This window comes from Muricoccus nepalensis (assembly GCF_006438825.1).
Classification (GTDB): Bacteria; Pseudomonadota; Alphaproteobacteria; order Acetobacterales; family Acetobacteraceae; genus Roseomonas; species Roseomonas nepalensis.
This window is the reverse complement of sequence record NZ_RCZP01000010.1, coordinates 40817-64764: the sequence shown is the minus strand read 5'-3', so window position 1 is coordinate 64764 and position 23948 is coordinate 40817. Positions and strand designations below refer to the sequence as shown.

The following is a 23948-nucleotide window of genomic DNA, read 5'->3' as shown; positions in this document are numbered from 1 at the left end:
CTTGTTTCCCTCTCGCAGAGGCGGCTTTTCATGCAGCGTTCCTGGGACTTCTGGGTCGACCGCGGCGGCACCTTCACGGACGTGATCGGGCGCGACCCCGCGGGGCGGCTGCACGCGCGGAAGGTGCTGTCGGAGAACCCCGGGGCCTACCGGGACGCGGCGGTGCACGGCATCCGCCAGCACCTGGGCCTCGCCGCGGGGGCGCCGATCCCGGCGGGGGCGGTGGGCGAGGTGCGGATGGGCACGACGGTGGCCACCAACGCGCTGCTGGAGCGGAAGGGCGAGCGGACCGCGCTGGTGACCACGCGGGGCTTCCGGGACGCGCTGGCGATCGGGCACCAGGCGCGCGGCGACATCTTCGCGCGGCGGGTGGTGAAGCCCTCGCTGCTCTACGCGCGGGTGGAGGAGATCGGGGAGCGGGTGCGGGCGGACGGGACGGTGGAGGCGCCGCTGGACGAGGCGGCGCTGCGCGCGGTGCTGGAGGGGCTGCGGGCGGACGGGTTCCGGTCGCTGGCGATCGTGTTCCTGCACGCCTGGAAGCACCCGGCGCACGAGGCGGCGGCGGCCGCGATGGCGCGCGGGATGGGGTTCGAGCAGGTCTCGGCGAGCCACGAGGTGGGGCCGCTGATCAAGCTCGTCGGGCGCGGGGACACCACGGTGGTGGACGCCTACCTCTCGCCGGTGCTGCGGCGCTACGTGGCGCAGGTGGAGGAGGAGCTGGACGTCGCGCGGACGGGGGCGCGGGTGATGTTCATGACCTCGGCGGGCGGGCTGACGGCGGCGTCGCTGTTCCAGGGGCGGGACGCGATCCTCTCGGGGCCGGCGGGGGGCGTGGTGGCGCTGGCGCGGACGGGGGCGGAGGCCGGGTTCGAGCGGGTGATCGGCTTCGACATGGGCGGGACCTCGACGGACGTCGCGCACTACGCCGGGCAGTTCGAGCGCGCGCAGGAGACGGAGGTGGCGGGGGTGCGGATGCGCGCGCCGATGATGCTCGTGCACACGGTCGCGGCCGGGGGCGGCAGCATCGTGCGCTACGCGGACGGGCGGCTGCGCGTCGGGCCGGAGAGCGCGGGGGCGGATCCTGGCCCCGCCTGCTACCGGCGCGGCGGGCCGCTGACGGTGACCGACTGCAACGTCATGACGGGCAAGCTGGTGCCGGAGCTGTTCCCCGCGATCTTCGGGCCGGGTCAGGACCAGCCGCTGGACGTGGAGGCCGTGCGGGCCGGCTTCGCGGCGCTGGCGGCGGAGATGGGCGGTGACCGCAGCCCGGAGGCGGTGGCGGACGGGGCGCTCCGGATCGCGGTGGCCGGGATGGCGGAAGCGATCAAGACGATCTCCGTGCAGCGGGGCTACGACATCACGCGGTACGTGCTGAACGCCTTCGGCGGCGCCTCGGGGCAGCACGCCTGCCTGGTGGCGGACGCGCTGGCGATGACGCGGGTGCTGATCCATCCCTTCTCGGGGCTGCTCTCGGCCTATGGGATGGGGCTGGCGGACATCCGGGCGCTGCGGCAGCGGACGCTGGACATGCCGCTCTCGGACGAGGCGCTGGCGGGGGCGGGCGGGGCGTTCGCGGCGCTGGTGGGGGAGGCGCGGGCGGAGGTGCTCGGGCAGGGGGTGGCGGCGGGGGCGCTGTCCACGCGGATCGCGCTGCTGCTGCGCTACGCGGGCACGGACACGCCGCTGGAGGTGCCGGCGCTGGAGGTCGCGGGGGAGGCAGCGGTCGGGACGGGCGCGCTGCGGGCGGCGGCGCTGCGGGAGGCCTTCGAGGCGGCGCATCTCGCGCGCTTCGGCTTCACCGATCCGTCGCGGGCGGTGGTGATCGAGGCGGCGGTGGCCGAGGCGGCGGGGGGCGGCGCCTCGGCGCCGGCGGCGGTGCCGGCCGAGGGGGGCGAGGCGGGGCCGATGCGGCGGGTGCGGGTCTTCTCGGGCGGGGACTGGCAGGAGGCCGCCGTCTACCCGCGGGAGGCGCTGCGGCCGGGGGTGGCCGTGCGCGGGCCGGCGCTGATCATCGAGGCGAACCAGACGGTGGTGGTGGAGAAGGGCTGGTCGGCCGTGCTGACGCCGGCGGACCACCTCGTGCTCGACCGGGTGGAGGCGCTGCCGCGGGGGGTGGCGCTCGGCACCGAGGCGGACCCGGTGATGCTGGAGATCTTCAACAACCTCTTCCGCTCCATCGCCGAGCAGATGGGGGTGGCGCTGCAGAACACGGCGAGTTCCGTGAACATCAAGGAGCGGCTGGACTTCTCCTGCGCGGTGTTCGACGCGACCGGCGGGCTGGTCTCCAACGCGCCGCACATCCCGGTGCACCTGGGGTCCATGGACGGGAGCGTGGAGAGCGTCATCCGCGCCAACCCGAACCCAAGGCCTGGGGACGTCTGGGCGCTGAACGCGCCCTACAACGGCGGCACGCACCTGCCGGACATCACGGTCTGCACGCCCGTCTTCGACGCGGGCGGGCGGCTGATCTTCTGGGTGGCGTCGCGCGGGCACCACGCGGATGTCGGGGGGACGGCGCCGGGGTCGATGTCGCCGGACGCGACGACGATCGAGCAGGAGGGAGTCTACATCGACAACCTGCTGCTGGTGGAGGGCGGGCGCTTCCGGGAGGAGGCGACGCTGGCGCTGTTGACGGGGGCCAAGTACCCCGCGCGGAACCCGCCGCAGAACATCGCGGACCTGAAGGCGCAGGTGGCGGCGAACGCGCGCGGGGCGGCGGAGCTGCTGCGGGCGGTGGAGAACTTCGGGGCCGAGGTCGTGCACGCCTATATGGGCCACGTTCAGGACAACGCGGCGGAGAGCGTGCGGCGGGTGCTGGACCGGCTGCCGGAGAGCGCCTCCTTCGACTACGCCATGGATTCCGGGCGGCGGGTCAGGGTTCGGATCAGCGTGGACCGGGCGGCGCGCGAGGCGGTGGTGGACTTCACCGGGACCTCGCCCCAGCAGCCCGACAACTTCAACGCGCCGCGGCCGGTGACGCGGGCGGCGGTGCTCTACTGCTTCCGGCTGCTGGTGGATTCCGACATCCCGATGAACGCGGGCTGCCTGCGGCCGATCCGGATCGTGGTGCCGGAGGGGTCGATGCTCTCGCCCCAGTGGCCAGCGGCGGTGGTGGCGGGGAACGTCGAGGTGTCGCAGGCGGTGACGAGCGCGCTGCTGGCGGCGGTGGGCGCGCTGGCGCCGGCGCAGAGCACGATGAACAACCTCACCTTCGGGAATGAGACCTACCAGTACTACGAGACCATCTGCTCCGGCGCGCCGGCGGGCGAGGGGTTCGACGGGGCACCGGGGGTGCAGACGCACATGACCAATTCCCGGCTGACCGACCCGGAGATCCTGGAGACGCGCTTTCCGGTGGTGCTGGAGGCCTTCGCGATCCGGCCGGGCTCGGGCGGGCGCGGGCGGTGGTGCGCGGGGGACGGGACGCGGCGGACGATCCGCTTCCTGGAGGACATGGAGGTGGCAATCCTCGCGGGGCACCGGGAGGTGCCGCCGCCGGGGCTCTTCGGGGGGGAGCCGGGGGAGCTGGGGCGGAACCTCGTGCGGCGGCTGGACGGATCCGAGGAGGTTCTGCCGGGCTGCGCGCGGTCGGCGCTGCGGGCCGGGGAGGCCGTGACGATCGTGACGCCGACCGGGGGCGGCTTCGGGCCCGCCGGCGAACGGTAGGGGCGGCGCTCAGCCGCCCTGGAGGAGCCGCACGATGCCGTCGAGCTGGTCGAGGTCGCGGTAGGCGACGGTGACGCGGCCGGCCTTGCCGCGGTGCTCGATGGAGACGCGGAGGCCGAGACGCTCGGAGAGCTCGCGCTCGAGGGAGCGGGTCTCCGGGTCCTGCGCGCGGGCCGCGCGGGGGCGGTCGGCGGCGGCGGCGAGGGCCTCGGTCTGGCGGACGTTCAGGCCGCGGGTGACGACGAGCTCGGCGAGCCGCAGGGGGTCGGGCGCCGTGAGGAGGGCGCGGGCGTGGCCGGCGGTCAGGCTGCCGCGGCCGAGCATGGCGCGGACGCCGCTGGGGAGGGCCAGGAGGCGCATGGTGTTGGCGACGTGGCTACGGCTCTTGCCGACGGCGCTGCCGAGGGCCTCGGCCTTGAGGCCGAACTCCTCGGTGAGGCGGCGGTAGCCCTCGGCCTCCTCGAGCGCGTTCAGGTCCTCGCGCTGCAGGTTCTCGACGAGGCCGGCGGCCATGGCGGCGCGGTCGTCCATGTCGCGGACGACGACGGGGACCTCGTGCAGGCGGGCGGCCTGGGAGGCGCGCCAGCGGCGCTCGCCGCCGATGATCTGGTAGGTGCCGGGGGCGCCCGGCTTGGGGCGGACGAGGATGGGCTGGAGGACGCCGTGCTCCTGGATGGAGGCGGTGAGCTCGGCGAGGGCCTCGGTGTCCATGGGGCCGCGGGGCTGGAAGGGGCCGGGCTCCAGGACTTCGACGGGGAGGTTCTGGGGGGCCGCGCTGGCGGCGGGGCCCTGGTCGTCGCCGAGGAGGGCGGAGAGGCCCATGCCGAGGCGGGCGGGCTTGCGGCTCATGCGGCGCGCTCCTTCGCGCGGGCGCGGTCGCGCCGGAGGAGCTCGGCGGCGAGCTGGATGTAGGCCTGCGCGCCGGCGGAGCGGACGTCGTAGAGCAGCACGGGCAGGCCGTGCGAGGGTGCCTCGGAGACGCGGATGTTGCGGGGGATCACGGTGTCGTACACCCGGTCCTTGAAGAAGCTGCGCACGTCGCGGGCGACGAGCTCGGAGAGGTTGTTGCGGCGATCGAACATGGTCAGCACGATGCCGTCGAGGCTGAGGCCGGGGTTGAGGCGCTTCACCCGCTCGACCGTGCGGGTCATCTGCGAGATGCCCTCGAGCGCGAAGAACTCGGTCTGGAGCGGGACCAGCACGGACTGGGCGGCGACGAGGGCGTTCAGCGTCAGCAGGCCGAGGGACGGCGGGCAGTCCATCAGGATGTAGTCGTAGCGGGCGAGGGTCGCGGGGTCGCGGTCGAGCGCGCGGGCGAGGCGGCGCTCGCGGTCTTCCATGCCGACGAGCTCGATCTCGGCGCCGGCGAGGTCGTTGTCGGCGGGGAGGAGGTCGAGGCCAGGGATCTTGCTCGGGCAGATGAGCTCGCTGAGCGGCTTCTCGCCGACGAGGAGGGCGTAGGAGCCCTCGCCGCGCTCGTTCCGGGGCACGCCGAGGCCGGTGGAGGCGTTGCCCTGGGGGTCGAGGTCCAGCAGCAGGACGCGCTTCGTGGTCGAGAGGGCGGTGGCCATGTTGATGGCGGTCGTCGTCTTGCCGACGCCGCCCTTCTGGTTGGCCAGGGCGATGCGGCGCGGGCCGGGCTTGGCCCCCGCCGGGGTGGCGCGCGTGGTGAGGGGGCGGTCAGGGCCCGGCACGGTGAATTCCTGTGATGCGGAGGATGGTGGCACCCGGCTCGGTTCGGCTCTCGAAGCGCGCGACCTCCATTGTCCAGTCCGCGCGGGCGGCGGTCAATTCGGCTTCGGCGTTACGGCCCTTGGGAAAGAGCGCGGTGCCCGCGGGGGCGAGCAGGCGGGCGGCGTGGCCGAGGAGGGTGCCGAGGGGGGCGAGGGCGCGGGCGGTGAGGAGGGCGAGGGGCGGGAGCGTCACGTTCTCGATGCGGGCGGCGTGGACGGTGACGTGGGCAAGGCGGAGTTCGGCGGAGGCGGCGAGGAGGAAGGCGGCCTTGCGCTTGTCGGATTCGACGAGGTGCCAGGGACGGGCGGTGTCGGCGATGGCGAGGACCAGGCCGGGGAAGCCGCCGCCGGTGCCGAGGTCGGCGGCGGGGCCGGGGTTAGGCGGCAGGAGGGGGAGGAGCTGGAGGGAGTCCTCGACGTGGCGGCGGCGCAGCGTCTCGGCGTCGCGCTCGGCGACGAGGTTGATGCGGGCGTTCCAGCGGAGGAGCAGGGCGAGGAAGGCGTCGAGGCGCTCCCCCGTTTCACGTGAAACAGCCGCGGGCGGGATCCTCACCGGGTGGGGGCCCCGGCGCGGCGGAGATGGCCGGCCAGCGCCACGAGGGCGGCGGGGGTGACGCCGGGGACGCGGCCGGCGGAGCCGAGGGTGGCGGGGCGGGCGGCGTCGAGGCGTTGGCGCATCTCGGTGGAGAGGCCGGCGATGGCGGCGAAGTCGATGCCTTCGGGGATGGGGAGGCGCTCCTCGCGCTCCAGGGCGGCGAACTCGGCGGCCTGGCGGGAGAGGTAGGGGGCGTAGAGGGCCTCGGCTTCCAACTGGGCGCGGACGCCGGGGGCGAGGTCGCGGAGCCAGGGGAAGGCGGCGTCCAGGGCCGGGCCGGTGGCGGCGGGCAAGGACAGGACCTCCAAGAGGGAGCGGGGGATGCCGTCCTGGTTCACGGCGAGGCCGCTCGCGGCGAGCGCGGCGGGGGTGGAGACGTCGGAGCGGGCGCGGGCGAGGGCGTCGGCTACGGCGGCGGCGAAGGCGCGGTGGCGGGCGGCGCGCTCGGGGCCGACGCAGCCCCAGGCAATGCCGGTGTCGGTCAGGCGGAGGGTGGCGTTGTCCGCGCGCAGGCGCAGGCGGTGCTCGGCGCGGGCCGTGAGCATCCGGTAGGGCTCGGTGACGCCCTGGGTGGTGAGGTCGTCCACGAGGACGCCGGCGTAGGCCTGGGTGCGGAGGAGGACGCGCGGGTCCGTGCCTCCGCCGGCGCGGTGGGCGGCGTTGACGCCGGCGAGCAGGCCCTGGGCGGCGGCCTCCTCGTAGCCGGTCGTGCCGTTCACCTGGCCCGCGAGGAAGAGGCGGGGGACAGAGCGGACCTCGAGGCTGGGGCGGAGGGCGCGGGGGTCGAGGTGGTCGTACTCGATGGCGTAGCCGTGGCGGAGGATGCGGGCGCGCTCGAGGCCGGGGATGCTGGCGATCACCGCCTCCTGCACGTCGCGGGGGAGGCTGGTGGAGATGCCGTTGGGGTAGACGGTGGGGTCGTCCAGCCCCTCGGGCTCGAGGAAGATCTGGTGGCGCTCGCGCTCGGCGAAGCGGACGACCTTGTCCTCGATGGAGGGGCAGTAGCGGGGGCCAGGGCCCTGGATCTGGCCGCTGTGGACGGGCGCGCGGCCGAGGTTGGCGCGGATGATGGCGTGGGTGCGGGGCGTGGTGGCGGTGATGCCGCAGGCGACCTGGGGGCCGGTGATCCGGTCCGTCATCCAGGAGAGGGGCTCGGCGGGGTCGTCGCCGGGTTGGGGATCGACGGCGGCCCAATCGATGGTGCGGCCGTCCAGGCGCGGGGGCGTGCCGGTCTTGAGGCGGCGGACGGGCAGGCCGAGCGCGGCGAGGGAGAGGGCAAGGCCGAGGGAGGCGGGGTCGCCGTGGCGGCCGGCGGGGCGGCGCTCGGGGCCGAGATGGATCTCGCCGCGGAGGAAGGTGCCGGCGGTGACGACGACGGCTCCCGCGCGGACGCGGGCGCCGTCGGCGGTGAGGACGGCGTCGATGCCGCCGTCGGGCGCGCGCTCCAGGCCCTCCACGGTGGCCGGGCGGATCGTGAGGTTGGGGGTGGCTTCCAGCAGGGCGCGGATCGCGGTGCGGTAGAGCGCGCGGTCGGCCTGGGCACGGGGGCCGCGGACGGCGGGGCCCTTGCTGCGGTTCAGGAGCTTGAAGTGAATGCCGGCGGCGTCGGCGGCGCGGGCCATGAGGCCGTCCAGCGCGTCGACCTCGCGCACGAGGTGACCCTTGCCCACGCCGCCGATGGCGGGGTTGCAGGACATCTCGCCGAGCGCGTCCAGGCGGTGGGTGAGGAGGAGGGTGCGGGCGCCGCAGCGGGCCGCGGCCGCCGCCGCCTCGGCGCCCGCGTGGCCGCCGCCCACCACCACCACGTCGAAGAAAGGCCCCATGCGCTGCGCTATACCGCCAGGGCCGCGCGCGGGGTAGCCGGTGCGGTCACTTCCCGATGCAGAACTCGGCGAAGAGGCGGTCGAGGATGCTTTCTGCGCCCACCTGGCCGGTCAGGCGGCCAAGGGCGCGGAGCGCCTCGCGGAGGGCGTCGGCGCGGAGCTCGGGCAGCTGCGCGTCCGCGGCCTCGCGGAGCCAACGGAGGGTGTCGCCAAGCGCGGCGCGGTGGCGGGGGCGGGCGAGGAGGGCGGCGCCGGAGGCGGGGGCGAGGGCGGCGGCCTCGCTCTCCAGCCGGGCGCGGAGGGCGTCGAGGCCCTGCCCGGTGCGGGCGGAGACGGGGAGGGCGCCGGGGTGGCGGGGCGGTCCCAGGTCGGCCTTGCTGGCGACGACGAGGCAGGGTCGGCGGGCGATGAGGGCGAGGGTGGCCGCGTCGGGCGGGGCGTCGCAGGGGAGGACGGCGAGGAGGAGGTCGGCCCCTTCCCCCCGGTGCAGCGCGCGGCGGACGCCCTCGGCCTCGATCTCGTCGCCGGCCTCGCGCAATCCCGCGGTGTCGGCGAGGGTGGCGGGGAGGCCGGCGAGGATGAGGCGGGCCTCGACGATGTCGCGGGTGGTGCCGGCGCGGGCGGAGACGATGGCGGCCTCGCGGCCGACAAGGGCGTTGAGCAGGGAGGACTTGCCGGCGTTGGGGGCGCCTAGGATGGCGATGTCGAGGCCGTCGCGGACGCGCTCGGCGCCGGCGTCCGCGTCGAGCCGGGCGGCGATCTCCGCGGAGAGGGCGGCGAGGGCCTTGGCCACGGTGTCGTCGAGCGCGCCCGGGAGATCCTCGTCCTCGAACTCGATCAGCGCCTCCTGGCGGGCGAGGAGGGAGGCCAGGCGGCCGGACCAGCCCTCGACGAGGGCGTGGAGGCCGCCGCCGGCCAAGCGGAGGGCCTGCTGGGCCTGGGCGGTGGTCTCGGCCTCGATGAGGTCGATGACGCCCTCGGCGGCGGTGAGGTCCATGCGGCCGTTGAGGACGGCGCGGCGGGTGAACTCGCCGGGCTCGGCGGGGCGGGCGCCGAGGGCGACGAGGGCCTCCGCCACGCCCGCGAGGACGGCGGGGCCGCCGTGCAGGTGGAGCTCGGCGGCGTCCTCGCCGGTGTAGGAGGCGGGGCCGGGGAACCAGAGGAGGAGGGCCTCGTCGAGCACCGCGCCGGCGTGGCGGAGGCGGCGGAGGGAGGCGCGGCGCGGGGGCGGCAGGGGGCCGGCCAGCCCGGCCAGGATCGCGGCCGTGGCGGGGCCGGAGAGGCGGAGGACGGCGATGGCCGCCCGGCCCGGGGCGGTAGCGGGGGCGAAGAGGGTGTCCACGCCGCTCAGCCCGGGGGCACGTCCTTCTCGGTCAGCATCAGGCGCGGGACCCGGCCGCCGTCGCGGACATGGGTGGCCAGGATCTCGTCGATGTCCTCGCGCGTGGTGGCGCGGTACCAGACGCCCTCGGGGTAGATGACGATGACGGGGCCGAACTCGCAGCGGTCGAGGCAGCCGGCGCTGTTCACGCGGATGCCGGGCAGGCCCATCTCCTTCGCGCGGGCCTTCATGTAGTCGCGCAGGCCCTCGCTCCCGCGGGCGGCGCAGGAGCCGCGGCGGTGGCCGTCGGGGCGGCGGTTGGTGCAGGCGAAGAGGTGGACCCGGAACCAGGGCGGCGGGTCGGCGGGCGTTTCACGTGAAACAGCGGCATCGTCGGGCAAGGGGCAGGTCCCTGGTGGGAGGGCGGGGGCAGGCGGGATGTAGAGGGGCCGGCGGCCCGGCGCGAGGGCCGGCGCACGCTTTCCCCGGCGCAACGACGGACGCTTGACGGCGGGGCCGTCCGGACCGAGGAATGGGCGAGGCCAGCCCATGCCCCAGATATCCCTCCACACCCCCCTCGGCGCCCTCACCCTCTCGGAGGAGGACGGCGCCATCGTCGCCCTCGACTGGGGACAAGGGCGCGACCGCACCGAGACGCCGCTGCTCCGGCGCGCGGCCGACCAGGTGCAGGACTACATGGACGGGCTGCGGACCGGGTTCGACCTGCCGCTGAACCCCTTCGGCAGCCCCTTCCGCCAGCGGGTCTGGGCCGCGCTGCAAGCCATCCCCCACGGGGAGACGCGGTCCTATGCCGACATCGCCCGCGCGCTCGGCACCGCCTCCCGCGCGGTGGGCGGGGCGAACGGCGCGAACCCGATCCCGATCATCATTCCCTGCCACCGCGTGATCGGCGCGGGCGGCGCCATCGGCGGCTACACGGGCGAGGGCGGGCTGGCGACGAAGCGCTGGCTGCTCGCGCTCGAGCGGCGAACGCGCCGGCCGCGCCCGGCCGGCGCCGACCTGCTGGACGACGCCCTCTCCATCCCCCAAGAAGAGCGCCGAGACCGCGCGCCCCAGGAACCCCGCCGATGAACCACGCGATCCGCCTGCACGAGCCCGGTGGGCCGGAGAAGCTCGTCTGGGAGGAGGTGCCCCTCCCCACGCCGAAGTCGGGCGAGGTGCTGATCCGGCACGCGGCCGTCGGGCTGAACTTCATCGACGTCTACTTCCGCACGGGGCTCTACAAGGCGCCCTCGCTGCCGGCGGTCATCGGCATGGAGGCGGCGGGCACCGTGGAGGCGGTGGGCGACGGCGTGGACGACCTGCGGCCGGGCGACCGAGTGGCCTACGCCATGGGGCCGATCGGCGCCTACGCGGAGGCGCGGACCATCCGAGCGGACGCGCTGGTGAAGCTGCCGGACGACATCCCCTCGGAAATGGCGGCGGCGATGATGCTGCAGGGGCTGACGGCGCAGTACCTGCTGCGGCGGACCTACAAGTTGCAGGCGGGGGAGACGATCCTCGTCCACGCCGCGGCGGGCGGCGTCGGGCTGATCCTCGTGCAGTGGGCGAAGGCGATCGGCGCGACCGTCATCGGCACCGTCAGCACCGAGGCCAAGGCGGAGATGGCGCGGGCGCATGGCTGCGACCACGTCATCCTGCCGGGCGAGGACCTCGCGGCGCGCGTCAGCGAGATCACGCGCGGGGCGCGGCTGCCGGTGGTCTACGACAGCATCGGACGCGACACCTTCGAGGCCTCGCTGGACTGCCTCGCGCCCTTCGGGCTGCTCGTCTCCTACGGCAACGCCTCGGGGCCGGTGACGGGGGTGGATGTCGGCATCCTCGCCGCCAAGGGCAGCCTCTTCCTCACGCGGCCGACGCTCGCGACCCACACGGCCAAGCGGGCGGACCTGCTGGCCATGGCGGAGGACCTGTTCGACGTGGTCCGGAGCGGGAAGGTGAAGATCGAGGTCAACCAGACCTACCCGCTGCGCGAGGCCGGTCGCGCGCATATCGACCTCGAGGGACGAAAGACCACCGGCAGCACGATCCTCATTCCGTAAATATTACGGCAGAAGCCTCGGTTTGCCGAGACCGGAAAATTTCCGGTTTTGATCACTCGCGGACGAAGTAGCGGTAGCGGTAGGCCTCGGCGAGGCCGGCCGCGGCGTAGAGGCGGCGGGCGGCGTCGTTGCCGGGCGCGACCTGGAGCCAGCAGGTTCCGGCCCCTTGCCCGGCGCCCCATGCCACGAGGGCGCCCAGCAGGCGGCGGCCCAGGCCGTGGCGGCGGAACTCGGGGCGCACGGCGAGGTCGAAGAGGCCGCAGAGCTCGCCGTCCGCGACGGCGTGGCCGCAGGCGGCGGCCACCCCCTCCACGCGCAGCACGAGCCAGGTCGCGGGGCGGGCGAGCAGGGGCACCGAGCGCTCCTTCTCCGCCCGGCGCGCCGTGCCCTGGTACTCGGCGGTGGAGAGGACCGAGAGCCACTCGGCCTCCGGCCCCTCGAGCCAGGCGGCGGCGGGGTCCAGGGCGGGGGGCAAGGCGCCCGTCATCACCACGGCACCCTCCGCCTCGGCGTAGCCGCGCGCGAGGAGGAGGGGGATGAGGCCGGGCGGGTCGAGGGGGGTGGAGCGGAAGCGGCAGGGCAGGCCGAGGCGGGCGTAGTGGGCCTCGATGCGGGCGACGCGCGCCTCCAGCGCCGGGTCCTCCGCGGGGTCGAGCGAGCAGGCGGCGTTGGCGCGGCCGGTGCCGCCGAGGAAGGCGCGGAGGACGAAGCCGCCGTCCCAGGCCACGCGCGGCGCCGGTACCGCGTTCAGGGCTGCCCTCTCCAGCCGGGGCAGGTCTGCGGTCATGCGCTTCGTCTCCGTCCGCCCGGTCGTCTCGGCCGGGAACATTCCCGGCGCCCGACGGTTCGTTCTGGAAACCGCCGCGGAAAGGCTGCGTTGGTCCCCCAGATCAAACAGGATCGGAGAATAAAATGAAGAAGACCAGCCTGGCCCTCGCGCTTGCCGCCGGCCTGATCGCGGCCCCCGCCTTCGCGCAGTCCCCGGCGCCCCCCGTCTCCACGGCCCCGACGCCGAGCGCCCCCGGTGGCGTGACGCGCGACCAGGGCGCGGGCGTGCCCGGCGCCTCCGCCTCGCCGATGGCGCCCGGCCCGGCCGGTGGCCCGCCGAGCCCGCAGGCCGGCTCGCCCGGCATCCAGGCCCCGTCGCAGCAGGGCGGCTCGGGCGGCTGAGCCGCCGCGCCTCCTGAGGCGCGCGTGAAAAAGGGGCCTGTCCCGGCGATGCCGGGGCAGGCCCCTTCTCGTTGGCAGCCCTTCGACGGGGCTTAGGTGTTCATCGCGTCGAAGAAGTCCTGGTTCGTCTTGCTGTACTTCAGCTTGTCGAGCAGGAACTCCATCGAATCCTGCGTGCCCATCGGGTTCAGGATGCGGCGCAGCACCCACATCTTCGACAGCTCGGAGCGGTCGACCAGGACCTCCTCCTTGCGGGTGCCGGACTTGGTGATGTCGATCGCCGGGAAGACGCGCTTGTCCGAGAGCTTGCGGTCAAGGATGATTTCCGAGTTACCGGTGCCCTTGAACTCCTCGAAGATCACCTCGTCCATGCGGCTGCCCGTGTCGATGAGCGCGGTCGCGATGATGGTGAGGCTGCCGCCCTCCTCGATGTTGCGGGCGGCGCCGAAGAAGCGCTTCGGCCGCTGCAGCGCGTTGGCGTCCACGCCGCCCGTCAGCACCTTGCCCGAGGAGGGCACGACGGAGTTGTAGGCGCGGCCGAGGCGCGTGATGGAGTCGAGCAGCACGACGACGTCGCGCTTGTGCTCCACGAGGCGCTTGGCCTTCTCGAGCACCATCTCCGTCACCTGCACGTGGCGCGTCGCGGGCTCGTCGAAGGTGGAGGCGACGACCTCGCCGCGCACGGTGCGGGCCATGTCCGTCACCTCCTCCGGGCGCTCGTCGATGAGGAGCACGATGAGGAAGACGTCGGGGTGGTTCGCCGAGATGGACTTGGCGATGTTCTGCAGCATCACCGTCTTGCCGGTGCGTGGCGGCGCGACGATCAGCGCGCGCTGGCCCATGCCGATCGGCGCGATGAGGTCGATCACCCGGTGGGTGTTGTCCTTCGTCGGGCCCTTGCCGACGCTCTCGACCTCGGCGTTCTCCATGCGCAGGCGGCGCGTGGGGTAGAGGGGCGTCAGGTTGTCGAAGTTCACGCGGTGGCGGACCGCCTCGGGCGGCTCGAAGTTCACCGTGTTGACCTTCAGCAGCGCGAAGTAGCGCTCGCCGTCCTTCGGCGCCCGGATCTGGCCCTCCACCGTGTCGCCGGTGCGGAGCGCGAAGCGGCGGACCTGGGCGGGGGAGACGTAGATGTCGTCCGGGCCCGGCAGGAAGTTCGACTGCGGGTTCCGCAGGTAGCCGAAGCCGTCCGACAGGATCTCGAGCGTGCCGTCCCCATGGATCGCTTGGTCGTTCTCCGCCAGCGTCTTGAGGATGGCGAACATCATGTCCTGCTTGCGGAGCGAGGAGGCGTTCTCGACGCCGACCTCCTCCGCGAAGGCGAGCAGGTCGCCAGGGCTTTTGGCCTTCAGTTCGGAAAGGTGCATTCAGTGGTCTCGATCGGCGGGGCCGAGGGGGAGAGGGTGCGCGGAACCTGGATAGGGGCCTGATGGACGGGCGCCTCCGCCGGGCGGCGGGATTCCGATGGCGATGCACGGGGCGGTGGCGTGGCCGGCGGAACCCGTGGGACCCTGCGGCGCTTGCACCGGCCAGGACCCTAGGGGGCCGCCCGACCGCGCGTCAAGCCGCAAATAGGCAGATTCTATCGTGAAATCAAGTCGTGCTCCATCCGTGCCTGTTGCAGCAGCAGAACCGTCTTCGCGTCGCGGATCGCGCCCTCCCCCACCATCGCCCAGGCGCGGGCAAGGGGGAGCTCCAGCACCTCGATCCGCTCGCCCTCCCCCTCCAGCCCGCCGCCCGGGCCGGTGCGGTCCTCCGGCGCGTACTCGGCGGCGAAGAGGTGCAGGCGCTCGGCCGAGGAGCCGGGGCTGGGGTAGAGGGTGAAGAGCTTGCGCAGCGCGCGGAGGCGGCAGCCGAGCTCCTCGACGGCCTCGCGGAGGACCGTGTCCCCGGGGTCGTCGCCTCCCTCCACCATGCCGGCGCAGGCCTCCACCATCATCGGGTCGTCGCCGTTCACCAGGGCGGGGATGCGGGGCTGGCGGACGAGGAGCACGGTGCGGCGGGCGGGGTCGTAGGGCAGGACCGCGGCGCCGGTGCCGTTGTGGTAGACCTCCCGCTGCTGCGGCGCCCCGCCCTCCTGCGAGAAGACGACCTTCTCGAGTCGGAACCAGCCGTCCGAGAGGGTCTCGCGCCCGAGGACGCGGAGGCCCCCGCCCTGTCCGTCCGCCATGGTCGAGGTTCCTTCGCGCCGCCGGGCGGGGAACGCGCGGGCGGTGTTGGCGTTGGGCCACGCCGGCGCGGCTTCTGCCGGGCGGCGGCGGATTGGCCACCCCGCGGCCCGGCGGATGCGGCAGGTTGGGGGGCCAACCCGGGTTCAGTGCCGATGCCTTCCCCTCCGCCCGCGCCGCTTGCCGGCGCCCTCCTCCTCGCCGCCCTGCTCGCGGCCTGCACCCCCGCGCCGCCGGGCTGGGACGGGCGGCGCGGCTATGACGGGAACGGGGACTACGGCTACGACCTCGGCGCCCGGGGGCTGCTGGCCTCGCGCGCGGAGGCGGGGTCCTACCGGGCGGGGGCGGCGTCCCGCTACGCCGTGCCGGGGCCGCCGGAGGACCCCTGGGGGCCGCACCTGCGCGAGGCCTCCACGCGCTTCGGGGTGCCGGAGGGCTGGCTGCGGGCGATCATGCGCCAGGAGAGCGGGGGGCGGCTGTTCGACGGCAACGGCCTGCCCATCACCTCGCCGGTGGGGGCGATGGGGCTGATGCAGGTGATGCCGCGCACTTACGACACGCTGCGCGCGCGCCACGGGCTCGGGCCCGATCCCTACGAGCCCCGCGACAACATCCTCGCCGGCGCCGCCTATATCCGCGAGATGCACGACCGCTTCGGCGCGCCGGGCTTCGCCGCCGCCTACAACGCCGGGCCGGACCGGGTGGAGGCTTACCTCGCGGGGGCGAAGATCCTGCCGGACGAGACGATCAACTACGTGGCGAGCGTGGCGCCGCAGCTCGGGCTGGCAGGCGCGGGCGGCGGGGCCTTCGCCTTCGCCGCGCTGCGCCCGGAGGACGACCCGTCGCGCCAGGCCTTCGACGGCGGCGGGCTGGTGACGCCGGAGGCGCCGACGGGGGTGTTCCGGTGAGGGCCCGCGGCGCCTCCGGGTTGATGCCCGCTAGCGGTAGCCCCAGGACCCCTGCTGGCGCTGCCAGGCGTCGCGCTGGCCGGCCTCGTAGGCGCGGCGCTCGCCCATCTCGCGCTGCTGGCGCCAGAACTCCCGGCGCTGGCGCCATTCCTCGTGGCGCTGCCAGCGCTCGCGCTCCCAGTCGGGCTGGGCGTAGGCGGGGCCGCCGTAGCCGAAGCCGTAGCCATACCCCTGGGCCTTCGCCGCGGGGACGGAGAGGACGGTGCCGAGGGCGACCATCAGGCCGAGGATCGTGTGCTTCATCGTGGGGCCTCGCGCCGGGACTACCCCGGCCTTCCATCCCCCATCATGACCCCCTTTCCGGCGGGCTCATGACGGGGTTGGCCCGCTTTCGGCCACCTTGCGGCGGGCGGGCCCATCTTGCGGCGGGCGGGCTAGAAGGGCTTCACGATGACCATGACGACGATGAGGATCAGCAGCAGCGTCGGCGCCTCGTTGGCGATGCGCCAGTAGCGCTCGGTCTTCGGCCGCTCGTCCCGCTCGAAGCCCTTCCGCGCGACGGCGAGGTGCATGTGGAAGGCGGTCATGGCGAGGAAGCCCGCGGCCTTGCCGTGCCACCAGCCCGCGCGCCAGTCGACCACGCCCGGCGTCAGCACGAGGGTGATGCCGAGGATCCAGGCGGCGATCATGGCGGGGTTCATGATGGCGCGGAGCAGGCGGCGCTCCATCACCTTGAAGGTTTCCGAGGGCTCGCCGCCCGCAGGGGCGGCGGAGTGGTAGACGTAGAGGCGGGGCAGGTAGAACAGGCCCGCCACCCAGGCGAAGACGGCGATGAGGTGCAGCGCCTTGGTCCAGGGGTAGAGCCCGGCAAGGGCGGGGATCGTCACGCCGCCATCCTCCCGAGGCCGAGAAGCGCCGGGAGTTCGGCGTGGTCGTGGAAGACCTCCGTGACGCCGGCGGCGCGGAGGTCGGCGGCCGGGGTGTCCTGGGCGAAGCCGAGGACGCGGCAGCCGGCGGCGAGCCCCGCGCGGGCGCCGGCGGTGCTGTCCTCGATCACCACGCAGTTCCCCGGCGCGGCCCCGCAGAGCGCCGCCGCGGCGAGGTAGAGGTCGGGCCAGGGCTTGGCGCGCGCCACGTCCTCGAAGCAGAGGAGGCGGCCCTCGAAGTGCCGGAAGAAGGGGAGGATGGCGGCCTTGGCGCGGAGCTCCGCCCGGCCGGAATTGGAAGCCACCGCCATGGGGATGCCGGCGGCCGCCACCGCCTCGACCGCCGTGGCGGCGCCGCGGATGGGCTCGAGCACGCCGGCGGCGTAGCGGGCGACGATGCGGGCGACCACGAGCTCCGACCAGTCCTCCGGCAGGGCGGCGCCGAGGCGGCGTTCCACGACGTGGCGGATGTCGGGCAGGGCGGTTCCCATGAAGGCGTGCTTCGCCTCCTCCATGGTCATGGGCCAGCCGCGCTCGGAGAGGTCGTCGGCGATGGCGCCGTTGGCCACGGCCTCGCTGTCGGCCAGCACGCCGTCGCAGTCGAACAGCACCGCCGCCGGGCGGAGGGAGGCGCTCACGCCGCCACCCGCAGCGGCCGCGCCTCGCCATGGGGGCAGCCCTTGTGGGCCTTGGGGCACTGCCGGCCGCCCGCGAAGGAGCAGAGCTTCCCGCCCGCGGGGTCGCGCGAGCCGCGGGTCTCGTCGCGCGCGCGGCGGACGAGGGCGGCGAGCGAGGCGATGAAGCCGGCGTCGCTGTTCTGGGCGGGCACGCGGAAATAGGCGGGCACGCCGACCTCGTGGGCGAGCTCGCGGTACTCGACGTCGAGCTCCACGAGGGTCTCGGAGTGCTCGGAGACGAAGGCGATGGGGCAGACGAGAAGGGCCGTGCCCTCCTTGCCCGCGTGCTCGATCGCCTCTTCCGCGCTCGGGCCGAGCCACTTCTGGGGGGTCACGCGGGACTGGTAGCAGAGGGCGTGCTCGATGGAGGGGTCGTCCAGCGCCGCCATGACGGCGGCCACCGAGCGCTCCACCTGCCACTGGTAGGGGTCGCCCTGCTTCACGATCGTCTCGGGCAGGCCGTGGGCGCTGAACAGCAGGCGGAGGCGCTGCCCCGCGGGCACGGCGGCGCGGGCCTCGGCCCAGGACTTGCGGATGATGGCGGCGGTGGCCTCGGCGAAGCCCTCGTCGGAGTGCCAGCAGCAGAGGGTGGTGGTGGGCACGGCGAAGCCCGCCTTCTTGGCCGCGATGTGCCAGACGCGGAGGCTGCTGCCCGTCGTGGTCGTGCTGAACTGGGGATAGAGGGGCACCAGCACCGCCTCGTCCGGCCCCCAGGCCATGACGTCGCGCAGCGCCGCCTCGGTGAAGGGGTGCCAGTAGCGCATGGCGACGAAGCAGCGCGCCTCCATGCCGCCCTCGGCCAGCGCGGCCTGGAGCGCCGCCGCCTGCTCCTCCGTCAGCTCGCGGAGCGGGGACTTGCCGCCGAGGACCGCGTAGTTCTCGGTGGCGGCCTTCGTGCGCCGGGCGGCGATGAGGCGGCCGAGGGGGATGCGGAGGAAGGCGGGGAAGCGGAGGATTGCGGGGTCGGTGAAGAGGTTCGTCAGGAACGGCCGCACCGCCGCGGGGCTGTCGGGGCCGCCGAGGTTGAACAGCACCACGGCCACCTTCCGTCGGCCGGCCCCCCGCGGCTCCCCCTCGGGGAGGTCGGGCGGGGCGGGCGCAGCGGGTGCGGTGATGCTCATGATGCCGCCAGATGCCACTGTGGGGGGCCGGGTCAAGGCCCCGCGTCGTTCGGGGGGCAAAAGAAGCCCCCTTCAGTCGCCCGCCGGGCGCCCCCGGGCCGCGAGCGCCACCCGGAAGGCCACCTGGCCGAGGAGGGCGGCGCCGGCCATCACCAGGGCCGCGGCCAGCGCGTGGTGGGTCCCGAGCCCGGCGAGCGCCGAGCAGATCGCCCCCACCGTCATCTGCACGAAGCCGTAGAGGCCCGAGGCCGAGCCGACCACGCGGGGGTTCACCCCGATCGCCTGGCCCAGCGCCGCCGGCCCGCCCACCCCCGTGCAGACGGTGAAGACGAAGAGGCACCCCATGGCGCCTGCGACGGTGAGGGCGCCCGAGAGCACGAGCGCCAGCAGCGCGAGCGCCGCGGCGACGCTGACCGCCCCGGCCCAGCGCAGCACCCCGTCCAGCGGGGTGCGCCCGATGACCCGGCTGGCGAGGACGTTGCCGAGGGAGATGCCGATGACGAGCACGGCGAGGTAGCCCCCCACCTCGTGCGCGGGGCGGCCGAGGTCGCGGAAGATGAAGGGGGCGGCGCTGAAGAAGGCGTAGGCCGAGGTGGTCATGCAGCCGCCGAGCACCGAGTAGCCGAGGAAGACCGGCGAGACCGCGAGCCGCCCGTAGTCCCGCAGCAGCGCCGCCGCCGGCTGGCCGGTGGAGGTTCCCGTCTCCGGCAGGAGCCGCCAGGTGAAGGCGAGGTTGGCGAGGCCGAGGGCGCAGAGCAGCAGCAGCACGACCCGCCAGCCCGCGGTGGCCGCGACCGCCGCCCCGATCAGCGGCGCGAGGCCCGGCCCGGCCGTGACCAGGAGGTTGAGCAGGGCGAGGCGCCGCGCGGCCTCCTTCGCCGCCGAGGTGTCGCGGACGATCGCGCGGCCGAGCACGACGCCCGCGCAGCCCCCCAGCGCCTGGAACAGCCGCGCCACGACCAGCGTGCCCGCGTCCGGCGCGAGGCCGGCGAGGAGGCCCGCCACGGTGTAGAGGGTCAGCCCCGCCACCAGCACCGGGCGCCGCCCGAAGCGGTCCGCCAGCGGGCCGTAGAAGGGCTGCCCGATGGCCAGGCCCAGCACGTAGAGGCTGACGGTGAGCTGCATGGCCCCCGCCGAGCCCCCCAGCACCTCCGCCGCCTGGGGCAGGGCGGGGACGAAGATGTACATGCCCACCGTGCCGCTGAAGGTGATGGAGGCGAGCAGCCAGAGCGGCACGCGGGCGACGGGGGGTCCCTCGGTCATGGTCGCGGGGGCGGGGCGGGGCGGCGGGCGGGAGGGGAGGGCACGCGGGGAGGCTAGGCCCCCCCATGCTGCGCCGCAACGCGGGGCGAGGGGCGATGGCGCGCGAACGGCTTGTCCCGCCGCCCCCCGCCCCCTAGGTGAGGCGACGATGCGCGCCCCCCGGCCCGCCCCGGCCGACGCGCGGGGCGGGCGGCCGGCGCGGACGCCCCTCCGCGGGGGCAACGCCATGGCGCCCCACCGGGCCAGGAAAGACCGAAGATCCGACGATGAGCGATACCCCGAGCGACGCGAAGCCCAACGAGGCCGAGATCCAGCCCGACGCGGCGCCGGACGCCGGCGCGGCCGAGGCGCCGGACCCGGCGGCCGAGCTGAACGCCATGCGCGACAAGTGGCTCCGCGCCGAGGCCGAGATGCAGAACCTGCGCAACCGCCACAAGCGGGAGCTGGAGGACGCGCGGAACTACGCGGTGACGAAGTTCGCCCGCGACGTGGCGGACGCGGCCGAGAACCTTCGCCGCGGCCTCGACGCCCTGCCGGCCTCCGAGGGCGAGGACGGGCCGATCGCGAAGCTGCGGGGCGGCTTCGAGGGGGTGGAGCGCGCCTTCATCGCCATGCTGGAGCGCCACGGCGTGAAGGCCGAGGACCCGAAGGGCAAGCCCTTCGACCCCGAGCTGCACCAAGCGATGGCCGAGCAGCCCGCGCCCGAGGGCGTGGAGCCCGGGACTGTCATCACGGCCTGGACCCCGGCCTGGACGATCAACGGGCGGCTGCTGAAGCCGGCCATGGTCGTGGTCGCCGGCAAGTAAGGCGGGGGCGGACGGGGCGCCCTCTTCTTCGGGTTGCTTGGCGCGGGCGGCCCGGCCCGCGCGCTTGACCTGCCCTGGACTCCGGCCGGGGGCGGGGCCGGCCCGGTTCGGGCGCGCTGATTCAGTCCCGGCGGGGTCTTGTCCCGGGCCCCTGCCCTGAATACATCCGGGTCCGGACGGGTCGCCCCGTCCATCCCCATCCGATTTGAGACAATGGGGCCGCGCACGGTGCCTCGATTCATGGGCCGTGCCCCGGCCGCCGCAAAGGAGAAGTGACGGATGAGCAAGGTCATCGGTATCGACCTCGGCACCACCAATTCCTGCGTCGCCATCATGGAAGGCGGCGAGACGAAGGTCATCGAGAACGCGGAGGGCACGCGCACCACCCCCTCCATGGTTGCCTTCGCGAAGAACGGGGAGCGTCTCGTCGGCCAGTCCGCCAAGCGCCAGGCCGTGACGAACCCGACGGACACGCTCTACGCCGTCAAGCGCCTCATCGGCCGCCGCTTCGACGACCCGATGGTCCAGAAGGACATCTCCCTCGTCCCCTACAAGATCGCGCGCGCCGACAACGGCGACGCCTGGGTCGACGCGGGCGGGACGAAGCAGGCGCCGCAGCAGATCAGCGCCTACATCCTCGGCAAGATGAAGGAGACGGCCGAGGCCTATCTCGGCGACAAGGTGACGCAGGCCGTCATCACCGTCCCCGCCTACTTCAACGACGCCCAGCGCCAGGCGACCAAGGAGGCGGGCAAGATCGCCGGCCTCGAGGTGCTGCGCATCATCAACGAGCCGACGGCGGCCGCCCTCGCCTACGGCCTCGACAAGAAGAACCACGGCACGATCGCCGTGTACGACCTTGGCGGCGGCACCTTCGACGTGTCGATCCTCGAGATCGGCGACGGCGTCTTCGAGGTGAAGTCCACCAACGGCGACACCTTCCTCGGCGGCGAGGACTTCGACCAGCGCGTCATCGACTACCTGGCCGACGAGTTCCGCCGCGAGAACGGCATCGACCTGCGCGGCGACAAGCTGGCGCTACAGCGCCTGAAGGAAGCCGCGGAGAAGGCGAAGATCGAGCTCTCCTCGGCCAAGCAGACCGAGATCAACCTGCCCTTCATCACCGCCGACGCGTCCGGGCCGAAGCACCTCGTGCTGCAGCTGACGCGCGCGAAGCTGGAGGCGCTGGTCGACGACCTCATCCAGCGCACCCTCGAGCCCTGCAAGAGCGCGCTGAAGGACGCGGGCGTGACGGCTGGCGAGATCGACGAGGTGATCCTGGTCGGCGGCATGACCCGCATGCCCAAGGTCATCGAGGCCGTGAAGACCTTCTTCGGCAAGGAGCCGGCCCGCAACGTCAACCCGGACGAGGTCGTCGCCATCGGCGCCGCGATCCAGGGCGCGGTGCTCAAGGGCGAGGTGAAGGACGTCCTGCTGCTCGACGTGACCCCGCTGAGCCTCGGCATCGAGACGCTGGGCGGCGTGTTCACCCGGCTGATCGACCGCAACACGACCATCCCGACGAAGAAGTCCCAGACCTTCTCCACCGCCGACGACAACCAGACGGCGGTGACCATCAAGGTCTTCCAGGGCGAGCGCGAGATGGCGGCCGACAACAAGCTGCTCGGCAACTTCGACCTGCAGGGCATCCCGCCGGCGCCGCGCGGCGTGCCGCAGATCGAGGTGACCTTCGACATCGACGCGAACGGCATCGTCTCCGTCCAGGCGAAGGACAAGGCGACGGGCAAGGAGCAGCAGATCAAGATCCAGGCCCGCTCCGGCCTGTCGGACGCCGACATCGAGCGGATGGTGCGCGACGCCGAGGCGAACGCCGAGGCCGACAAGCAGCGCCGCGCGACCGTCGAGGCCCGCAACAACCTCGAGGCCCTCGTCCACTCCACCGACAAGGCCCTGAAGGACAACGGCGACAAGCTCGCCGAGGCCGACAAGGGCGAGGTCGAGGCCGCCCTCTCCGCCGCGCGCAGCGCGCTGGAGGGAGCCGACCCGGAGGCGATGAAGACCGCGGGCGAGCGCCTGTCCGCCGCGTCGATGAAGATCGGCGAGGCCGTCTACAAGGCGGGCTCCGAGGCCGAGGCGGCCGCCGCCGCCGAGGGCACCAGCGGGCCGAGCAACGCCAACCCGAACGGGGCCCCAGGCGGCCCCGGCGGCAAGGTGGTCGACGCCGAGTTCGAGGACGTCGATCCCAACAAGAAGAAGCAGGGCTGATCGGCCCCGCGGCATGAGGGAGGCGCCCGGCATCGCACACGCGGGCCGGGCGCTTCTTTTTTGTGGCACCGGATTGACCGCAACCCTACAGGGCTGAGCGAGAGCCCCGCACGGGAACACACATGGCCAAGCGTGATTACTACGAGGTGCTGGGCGTCGCCCGGGACGTGAACGAGGACGGGCTGAAGAAGGCCTTCCGCAAGCTCGCGATGCAGCACCACCCCGACCGCAACCCCGGCGACAAGGCGGCCGAGGCGAAGTTCAAGGAGGCGAACGAGGCCTACGACGTCCTCAAGGACGCCGAGAAGCGGGCGGCCTACGACCGCTACGGCCACGCGGCCTTCGAGGGCGGCGGCGGGGGCGGCGGGCCCTTCGGCGGGGGTGGCGGCTTCGGCGGCGGCGGCGGGTTCGAGGACATCTTCGAGCAGATGTTCGGCAACCTGAACGCGCGCGGGCGCGGCCAGCAGAACACCGGCCGCGGCTCGGACCTCCGCACCGAGGTGACGATCGGTCTGGAGGAGGCCTTCGCGGGCACGAAGACGACGATCCGCGTCCCCTCCTCGGTCGTCTGCGACAACTGCTCGGGCTCGGGCGCCGAGGGCGGCAAGGCCCAGACCGACACCTGCGGGACCTGCAAGGGCGCGGGCAAGGTGCGGGCGCAGTCCGGCTTCTTCCTCGTCGAGCGCTCCTGCCCGACTTGCGGCGGCAGCGGGCGGATCATCAAGAACCCCTGCAAGGTCTGCCAGGGCGCCGGCCGGGTGGAGCGGGACCGCACCCTCAACGTGACCATCCCCGCGGGGGTGGAGGAGGGCACGCGCATCCGGCTCGCGGGAGAGGGCGAGGCGGGGCTGCGCGGGGCGCCGGCGGGCGACCTCTACGTCGACATCGGCATCCGCCCCCACCCGATCTTCCAGCGGGAGGGGAACAACATCTTCATCCGCGTGCCGCTGCGCATGACGCAGGCGGCGCTGGGCGGCGCGGTGGACGTGCCGAGCATCGACGGCGGGCGGGCGCGCGTCTCCATCCCCTCCGGCACCCAGGCGGGCGACCAGTTCCGGCTGCGGGGCAAGGGCTTCTCCATCCTGCGCAGCGCGGCACGGGGGGACATGTACGTGCAGGTCTCCGTCGAGACGCCGCAGAACCTGACGGCGAAGCAGCGCGAGCTGCTGGAGCAGTTCGAGGCGGAGGCAACGTCGGAGAGCCGGACCAGCCCGGAGAGCGAGGGGTTCTTTTCCCGCGTGAAAGAGTTCTGGGACGGGCTGGGGCGGTAGCACGGGTGACCCTGGGAGGCTCTGCCTCCCAGGCCCTCCGCCGGGGAGCCGGCGGGCTCCCCGGACCCCGCGATCTGTTTTTCCAGGGCTGAACCGGCCGGGGTAGTGCCCTCGGATTATTCTAGAAGCCCCGCGGACTGACCTGTCGGTCGCCTGAGGTCATCGACCTCAGGCGCGCTTCAAAACCTCCGCGGGGTCCGGGGTGGCCGCT

Annotated in this window: 22 protein-coding genes; 8 read left to right on the top strand and 14 right to left on the bottom strand. The window is 74.1% G+C overall.

Annotated features, from left to right (window positions below):
- The first annotated feature begins 30 nt into the window (after nt 1–30).
- Nucleotides 31–3666, top strand: a complete 3636-nt coding sequence (locus EAH89_RS12610; RefSeq protein WP_140883537.1) for a hydantoinase B/oxoprolinase family protein — start codon at nt 31–33, stop codon at nt 3664–3666.
- A 9-nt stretch (nt 3667–3675) separates the two neighbouring features.
- Here EAH89_RS12610 and EAH89_RS12605 read toward each other — a convergent pair whose 3' ends face one another.
- Genes EAH89_RS12605 through EAH89_RS12580 form a run of 6 tightly spaced genes read right to left on the bottom strand, consistent with a single transcriptional unit; the run spans nt 3676 to nt 9539 of the window.
- The gene (locus tag EAH89_RS12605) at nt 3676–4515 is read right to left on the bottom strand and encodes a ParB/RepB/Spo0J family partition protein (RefSeq protein ID WP_140883535.1); all 840 of its coding nucleotides are present in this window, start codon (nt 4513–4515) and stop codon (nt 3676–3678) included.
- Complete coding sequence (locus EAH89_RS12600; RefSeq protein ID WP_140883533.1) at nt 4512–5360, bottom strand: ParA family protein; 849 nt, start codon at nt 5358–5360, stop codon at nt 4512–4514. The genes EAH89_RS12605 and EAH89_RS12600 overlap by 4 nt, the downstream gene beginning before the upstream one ends.
- Nucleotides 5347–5952 carry a 16S rRNA (guanine(527)-N(7))-methyltransferase RsmG gene (rsmG, locus tag EAH89_RS12595; RefSeq protein WP_140883531.1) on the bottom strand — a complete coding sequence of 202 codons (606 nt, stop codon included), beginning with the start codon at nt 5950–5952 and terminating at the stop codon, nt 5347–5349. Before rsmG ends, EAH89_RS12600 begins: the two co-directional genes overlap by 14 nt.
- Complete coding sequence (mnmG, locus tag EAH89_RS12590; RefSeq protein WP_140883529.1) at nt 5949–7817, bottom strand: tRNA uridine-5-carboxymethylaminomethyl(34) synthesis enzyme MnmG; 1869 nt, start codon at nt 7815–7817, stop codon at nt 5949–5951. The genes rsmG and mnmG overlap by 4 nt, the downstream gene beginning before the upstream one ends.
- A 46-nt stretch (nt 7818–7863) precedes the next feature.
- Nucleotides 7864–9168: a tRNA uridine-5-carboxymethylaminomethyl(34) synthesis GTPase MnmE gene (mnmE, locus tag EAH89_RS12585; protein WP_140883527.1), complete on the bottom strand. Its 1305-nt coding sequence runs from the start codon at nt 9166–9168 to the stop codon at nt 7864–7866.
- Nucleotides 9165–9539 carry a (2Fe-2S) ferredoxin domain-containing protein gene (locus tag EAH89_RS12580; RefSeq protein ID WP_140883526.1) on the bottom strand — a complete coding sequence of 125 codons (375 nt, stop codon included), beginning with the start codon at nt 9537–9539 and terminating at the stop codon, nt 9165–9167. Before EAH89_RS12580 ends, mnmE begins: the two co-directional genes overlap by 4 nt.
- Nucleotides 9540–9687: 148 nt before the next feature.
- Between EAH89_RS12580 and EAH89_RS12575 the strand changes: the two genes are divergently transcribed.
- Both EAH89_RS12575 and EAH89_RS12570 read left to right on the top strand, forming a co-directional pair.
- On the top strand, nt 9688–10230 hold the full coding sequence (locus EAH89_RS12575) for a methylated-DNA--[protein]-cysteine S-methyltransferase (RefSeq protein ID WP_140883524.1): 543 nt from the start codon (nt 9688–9690) through the stop codon (nt 10228–10230).
- On the top strand, nt 10227–11201 hold the full coding sequence (locus EAH89_RS12570; protein ID WP_140883522.1) for a quinone oxidoreductase family protein: 975 nt from the start codon (nt 10227–10229) through the stop codon (nt 11199–11201). Before EAH89_RS12575 ends, EAH89_RS12570 begins: the two co-directional genes overlap by 4 nt.
- Before the next feature lie 52 nt (nt 11202–11253).
- On the opposite strand, the gene EAH89_RS12565 is transcribed toward EAH89_RS12570, so the two are convergent.
- Nucleotides 11254–11988, bottom strand: coding sequence for a GNAT family N-acetyltransferase (locus EAH89_RS12565; protein WP_140883521.1), 735 nt, complete (start codon nt 11986–11988; stop codon nt 11254–11256).
- A gap of 125 nt (nt 11989–12113) precedes the next feature.
- Here EAH89_RS12565 and EAH89_RS12560 point away from each other — a divergent pair, with 125 nt between their 5' ends.
- Entirely contained in the window at nt 12114–12371 is a 258-nt protein-coding gene (locus tag EAH89_RS12560) for a hypothetical protein (RefSeq protein ID WP_140883520.1), read from the top strand.
- Between the two features lie 92 nt (nt 12372–12463).
- Here the strand turns inward: EAH89_RS12560 and rho are convergent, their stop codons facing one another.
- Both rho and EAH89_RS12550 read right to left on the bottom strand, forming a co-directional pair.
- On the bottom strand, nt 12464–13738 hold the full coding sequence (rho, locus tag EAH89_RS12555; protein WP_140883519.1) for a transcription termination factor Rho: 1275 nt from the start codon (nt 13736–13738) through the stop codon (nt 12464–12466).
- A 215-nt stretch (nt 13739–13953) separates the two neighbouring features.
- Nucleotides 13954–14541: an NUDIX domain-containing protein gene (locus tag EAH89_RS12550; RefSeq protein WP_140883518.1), complete on the bottom strand. Its 588-nt coding sequence runs from the start codon at nt 14539–14541 to the stop codon at nt 13954–13956.
- A 153-nt stretch (nt 14542–14694) separates the two neighbouring features.
- On the opposite strand from EAH89_RS12550, the gene EAH89_RS33340 reads away from it, so the two are divergent.
- On the top strand, nt 14695–15447 hold the full coding sequence (locus tag EAH89_RS33340; protein ID WP_140883516.1) for a lytic transglycosylase domain-containing protein: 753 nt from the start codon (nt 14695–14697) through the stop codon (nt 15445–15447).
- A 30-nt stretch (nt 15448–15477) separates the two neighbouring features.
- Here EAH89_RS33340 and EAH89_RS12540 read toward each other — a convergent pair whose 3' ends face one another.
- The 5 genes from EAH89_RS12540 to EAH89_RS12520 all read right to left on the bottom strand — a co-directional run bounded on the left by EAH89_RS12540 (nt 15478) and on the right by EAH89_RS12520 (nt 19434).
- Complete coding sequence (locus EAH89_RS12540; RefSeq protein WP_140883514.1) at nt 15478–15750, bottom strand: hypothetical protein; 273 nt, start codon at nt 15748–15750, stop codon at nt 15478–15480.
- Nucleotides 15751–15881: 131 nt separating this feature from the next.
- A complete protein-coding gene (gene hemJ / locus EAH89_RS12535) occupies nt 15882–16334 on the bottom strand; it encodes a protoporphyrinogen oxidase HemJ (RefSeq protein WP_140883512.1) in 453 nt (150 codons plus the stop codon).
- Entirely contained in the window at nt 16331–17011 is a 681-nt protein-coding gene (locus tag EAH89_RS12530; protein ID WP_140883511.1) for an HAD family hydrolase, read from the bottom strand. Before EAH89_RS12530 ends, hemJ begins: the two co-directional genes overlap by 4 nt.
- Nucleotides 17008–18171: a ferrochelatase gene (hemH, locus tag EAH89_RS12525; protein ID WP_140883509.1), complete on the bottom strand. Its 1164-nt coding sequence runs from the start codon at nt 18169–18171 to the stop codon at nt 17008–17010. Before hemH ends, EAH89_RS12530 begins: the two co-directional genes overlap by 4 nt.
- A gap of 72 nt (nt 18172–18243) precedes the next feature.
- Nucleotides 18244–19434, bottom strand: coding sequence for a Bcr/CflA family efflux MFS transporter (locus EAH89_RS12520; protein ID WP_140883507.1), 1191 nt, complete (start codon nt 19432–19434; stop codon nt 18244–18246).
- Nucleotides 19435–19700: 266 nt separating this feature from the next.
- Here EAH89_RS12520 and EAH89_RS12515 point away from each other — a divergent pair, with 266 nt between their 5' ends.
- The 3 genes from EAH89_RS12515 (at nt 19701) to dnaJ (ending at nt 23737) form a co-directional block, all read left to right on the top strand.
- Entirely contained in the window at nt 19701–20240 is a 540-nt protein-coding gene (locus EAH89_RS12515) for a nucleotide exchange factor GrpE (protein WP_140883505.1), read from the top strand.
- A gap of 279 nt (nt 20241–20519) precedes the next feature.
- Nucleotides 20520–22466, top strand: coding sequence for a molecular chaperone DnaK (gene dnaK / locus EAH89_RS12510; protein ID WP_140883503.1), 1947 nt, complete (start codon nt 20520–20522; stop codon nt 22464–22466).
- Between the two features lie 122 nt (nt 22467–22588).
- Nucleotides 22589–23737: a molecular chaperone DnaJ gene (gene dnaJ, locus EAH89_RS12505; RefSeq protein WP_140883501.1), complete on the top strand. Its 1149-nt coding sequence runs from the start codon at nt 22589–22591 to the stop codon at nt 23735–23737.
- The last annotated feature ends 211 nt before the right edge of the window (nt 23738–23948 follow it).

Excerpts from the sequence above, each read along its gene's own strand:
- EAH89_RS12575 (WP_140883524.1), top strand. The coding sequence starts at position 9,688 with ATGCCCCAGATATCCCTCCACACCCCCCTCGGCGCCCTCACCCTCTCG.
- hemH (WP_140883509.1), bottom strand. The coding sequence starts at position 18,171 with ATGAGCATCACCGCACCCGCTGCGCCCGCCCCGCCCGACCTCCCCGAG.
- dnaJ (WP_140883501.1), top strand. The coding sequence starts at position 22,589 with ATGGCCAAGCGTGATTACTACGAGGTGCTGGGCGTCGCCCGGGACGTG.
- EAH89_RS12560 (WP_140883520.1), top strand. The coding sequence starts at position 12,114 with ATGAAGAAGACCAGCCTGGCCCTCGCGCTTGCCGCCGGCCTGATCGCG.
- EAH89_RS12605 (WP_140883535.1), bottom strand. The coding sequence starts at position 4,515 with ATGAGCCGCAAGCCCGCCCGCCTCGGCATGGGCCTCTCCGCCCTCCTC.
- EAH89_RS12565 (WP_140883521.1), bottom strand. The coding sequence starts at position 11,988 with ATGACCGCAGACCTGCCCCGGCTGGAGAGGGCAGCCCTGAACGCGGTA.
- EAH89_RS12570 (WP_140883522.1), top strand. The coding sequence starts at position 10,227 with ATGAACCACGCGATCCGCCTGCACGAGCCCGGTGGGCCGGAGAAGCTC.
- EAH89_RS12540 (WP_140883514.1), bottom strand. The coding sequence starts at position 15,750 with ATGAAGCACACGATCCTCGGCCTGATGGTCGCCCTCGGCACCGTCCTC.
- EAH89_RS33340 (WP_140883516.1), top strand. The coding sequence starts at position 14,695 with ATGCCTTCCCCTCCGCCCGCGCCGCTTGCCGGCGCCCTCCTCCTCGCC.
- EAH89_RS12515 (WP_140883505.1), top strand. The coding sequence starts at position 19,701 with ATGAGCGATACCCCGAGCGACGCGAAGCCCAACGAGGCCGAGATCCAG.
- mnmG (WP_140883529.1), bottom strand. The coding sequence starts at position 7,817 with ATGGGGCCTTTCTTCGACGTGGTGGTGGTGGGCGGCGGCCACGCGGGC.
- dnaK (WP_140883503.1), top strand. The coding sequence starts at position 20,520 with ATGAGCAAGGTCATCGGTATCGACCTCGGCACCACCAATTCCTGCGTC.
- EAH89_RS12610 (WP_140883537.1), top strand. The coding sequence starts at position 31 with ATGCAGCGTTCCTGGGACTTCTGGGTCGACCGCGGCGGCACCTTCACG.
- EAH89_RS12550 (WP_140883518.1), bottom strand. The coding sequence starts at position 14,541 with ATGGCGGACGGACAGGGCGGGGGCCTCCGCGTCCTCGGGCGCGAGACC.
- rho (WP_140883519.1), bottom strand. The coding sequence starts at position 13,738 with ATGCACCTTTCCGAACTGAAGGCCAAAAGCCCTGGCGACCTGCTCGCC.
- EAH89_RS12520 (WP_140883507.1), bottom strand. The coding sequence starts at position 19,434 with ATGACCGAGGGACCCCCCGTCGCCCGCGTGCCGCTCTGGCTGCTCGCC.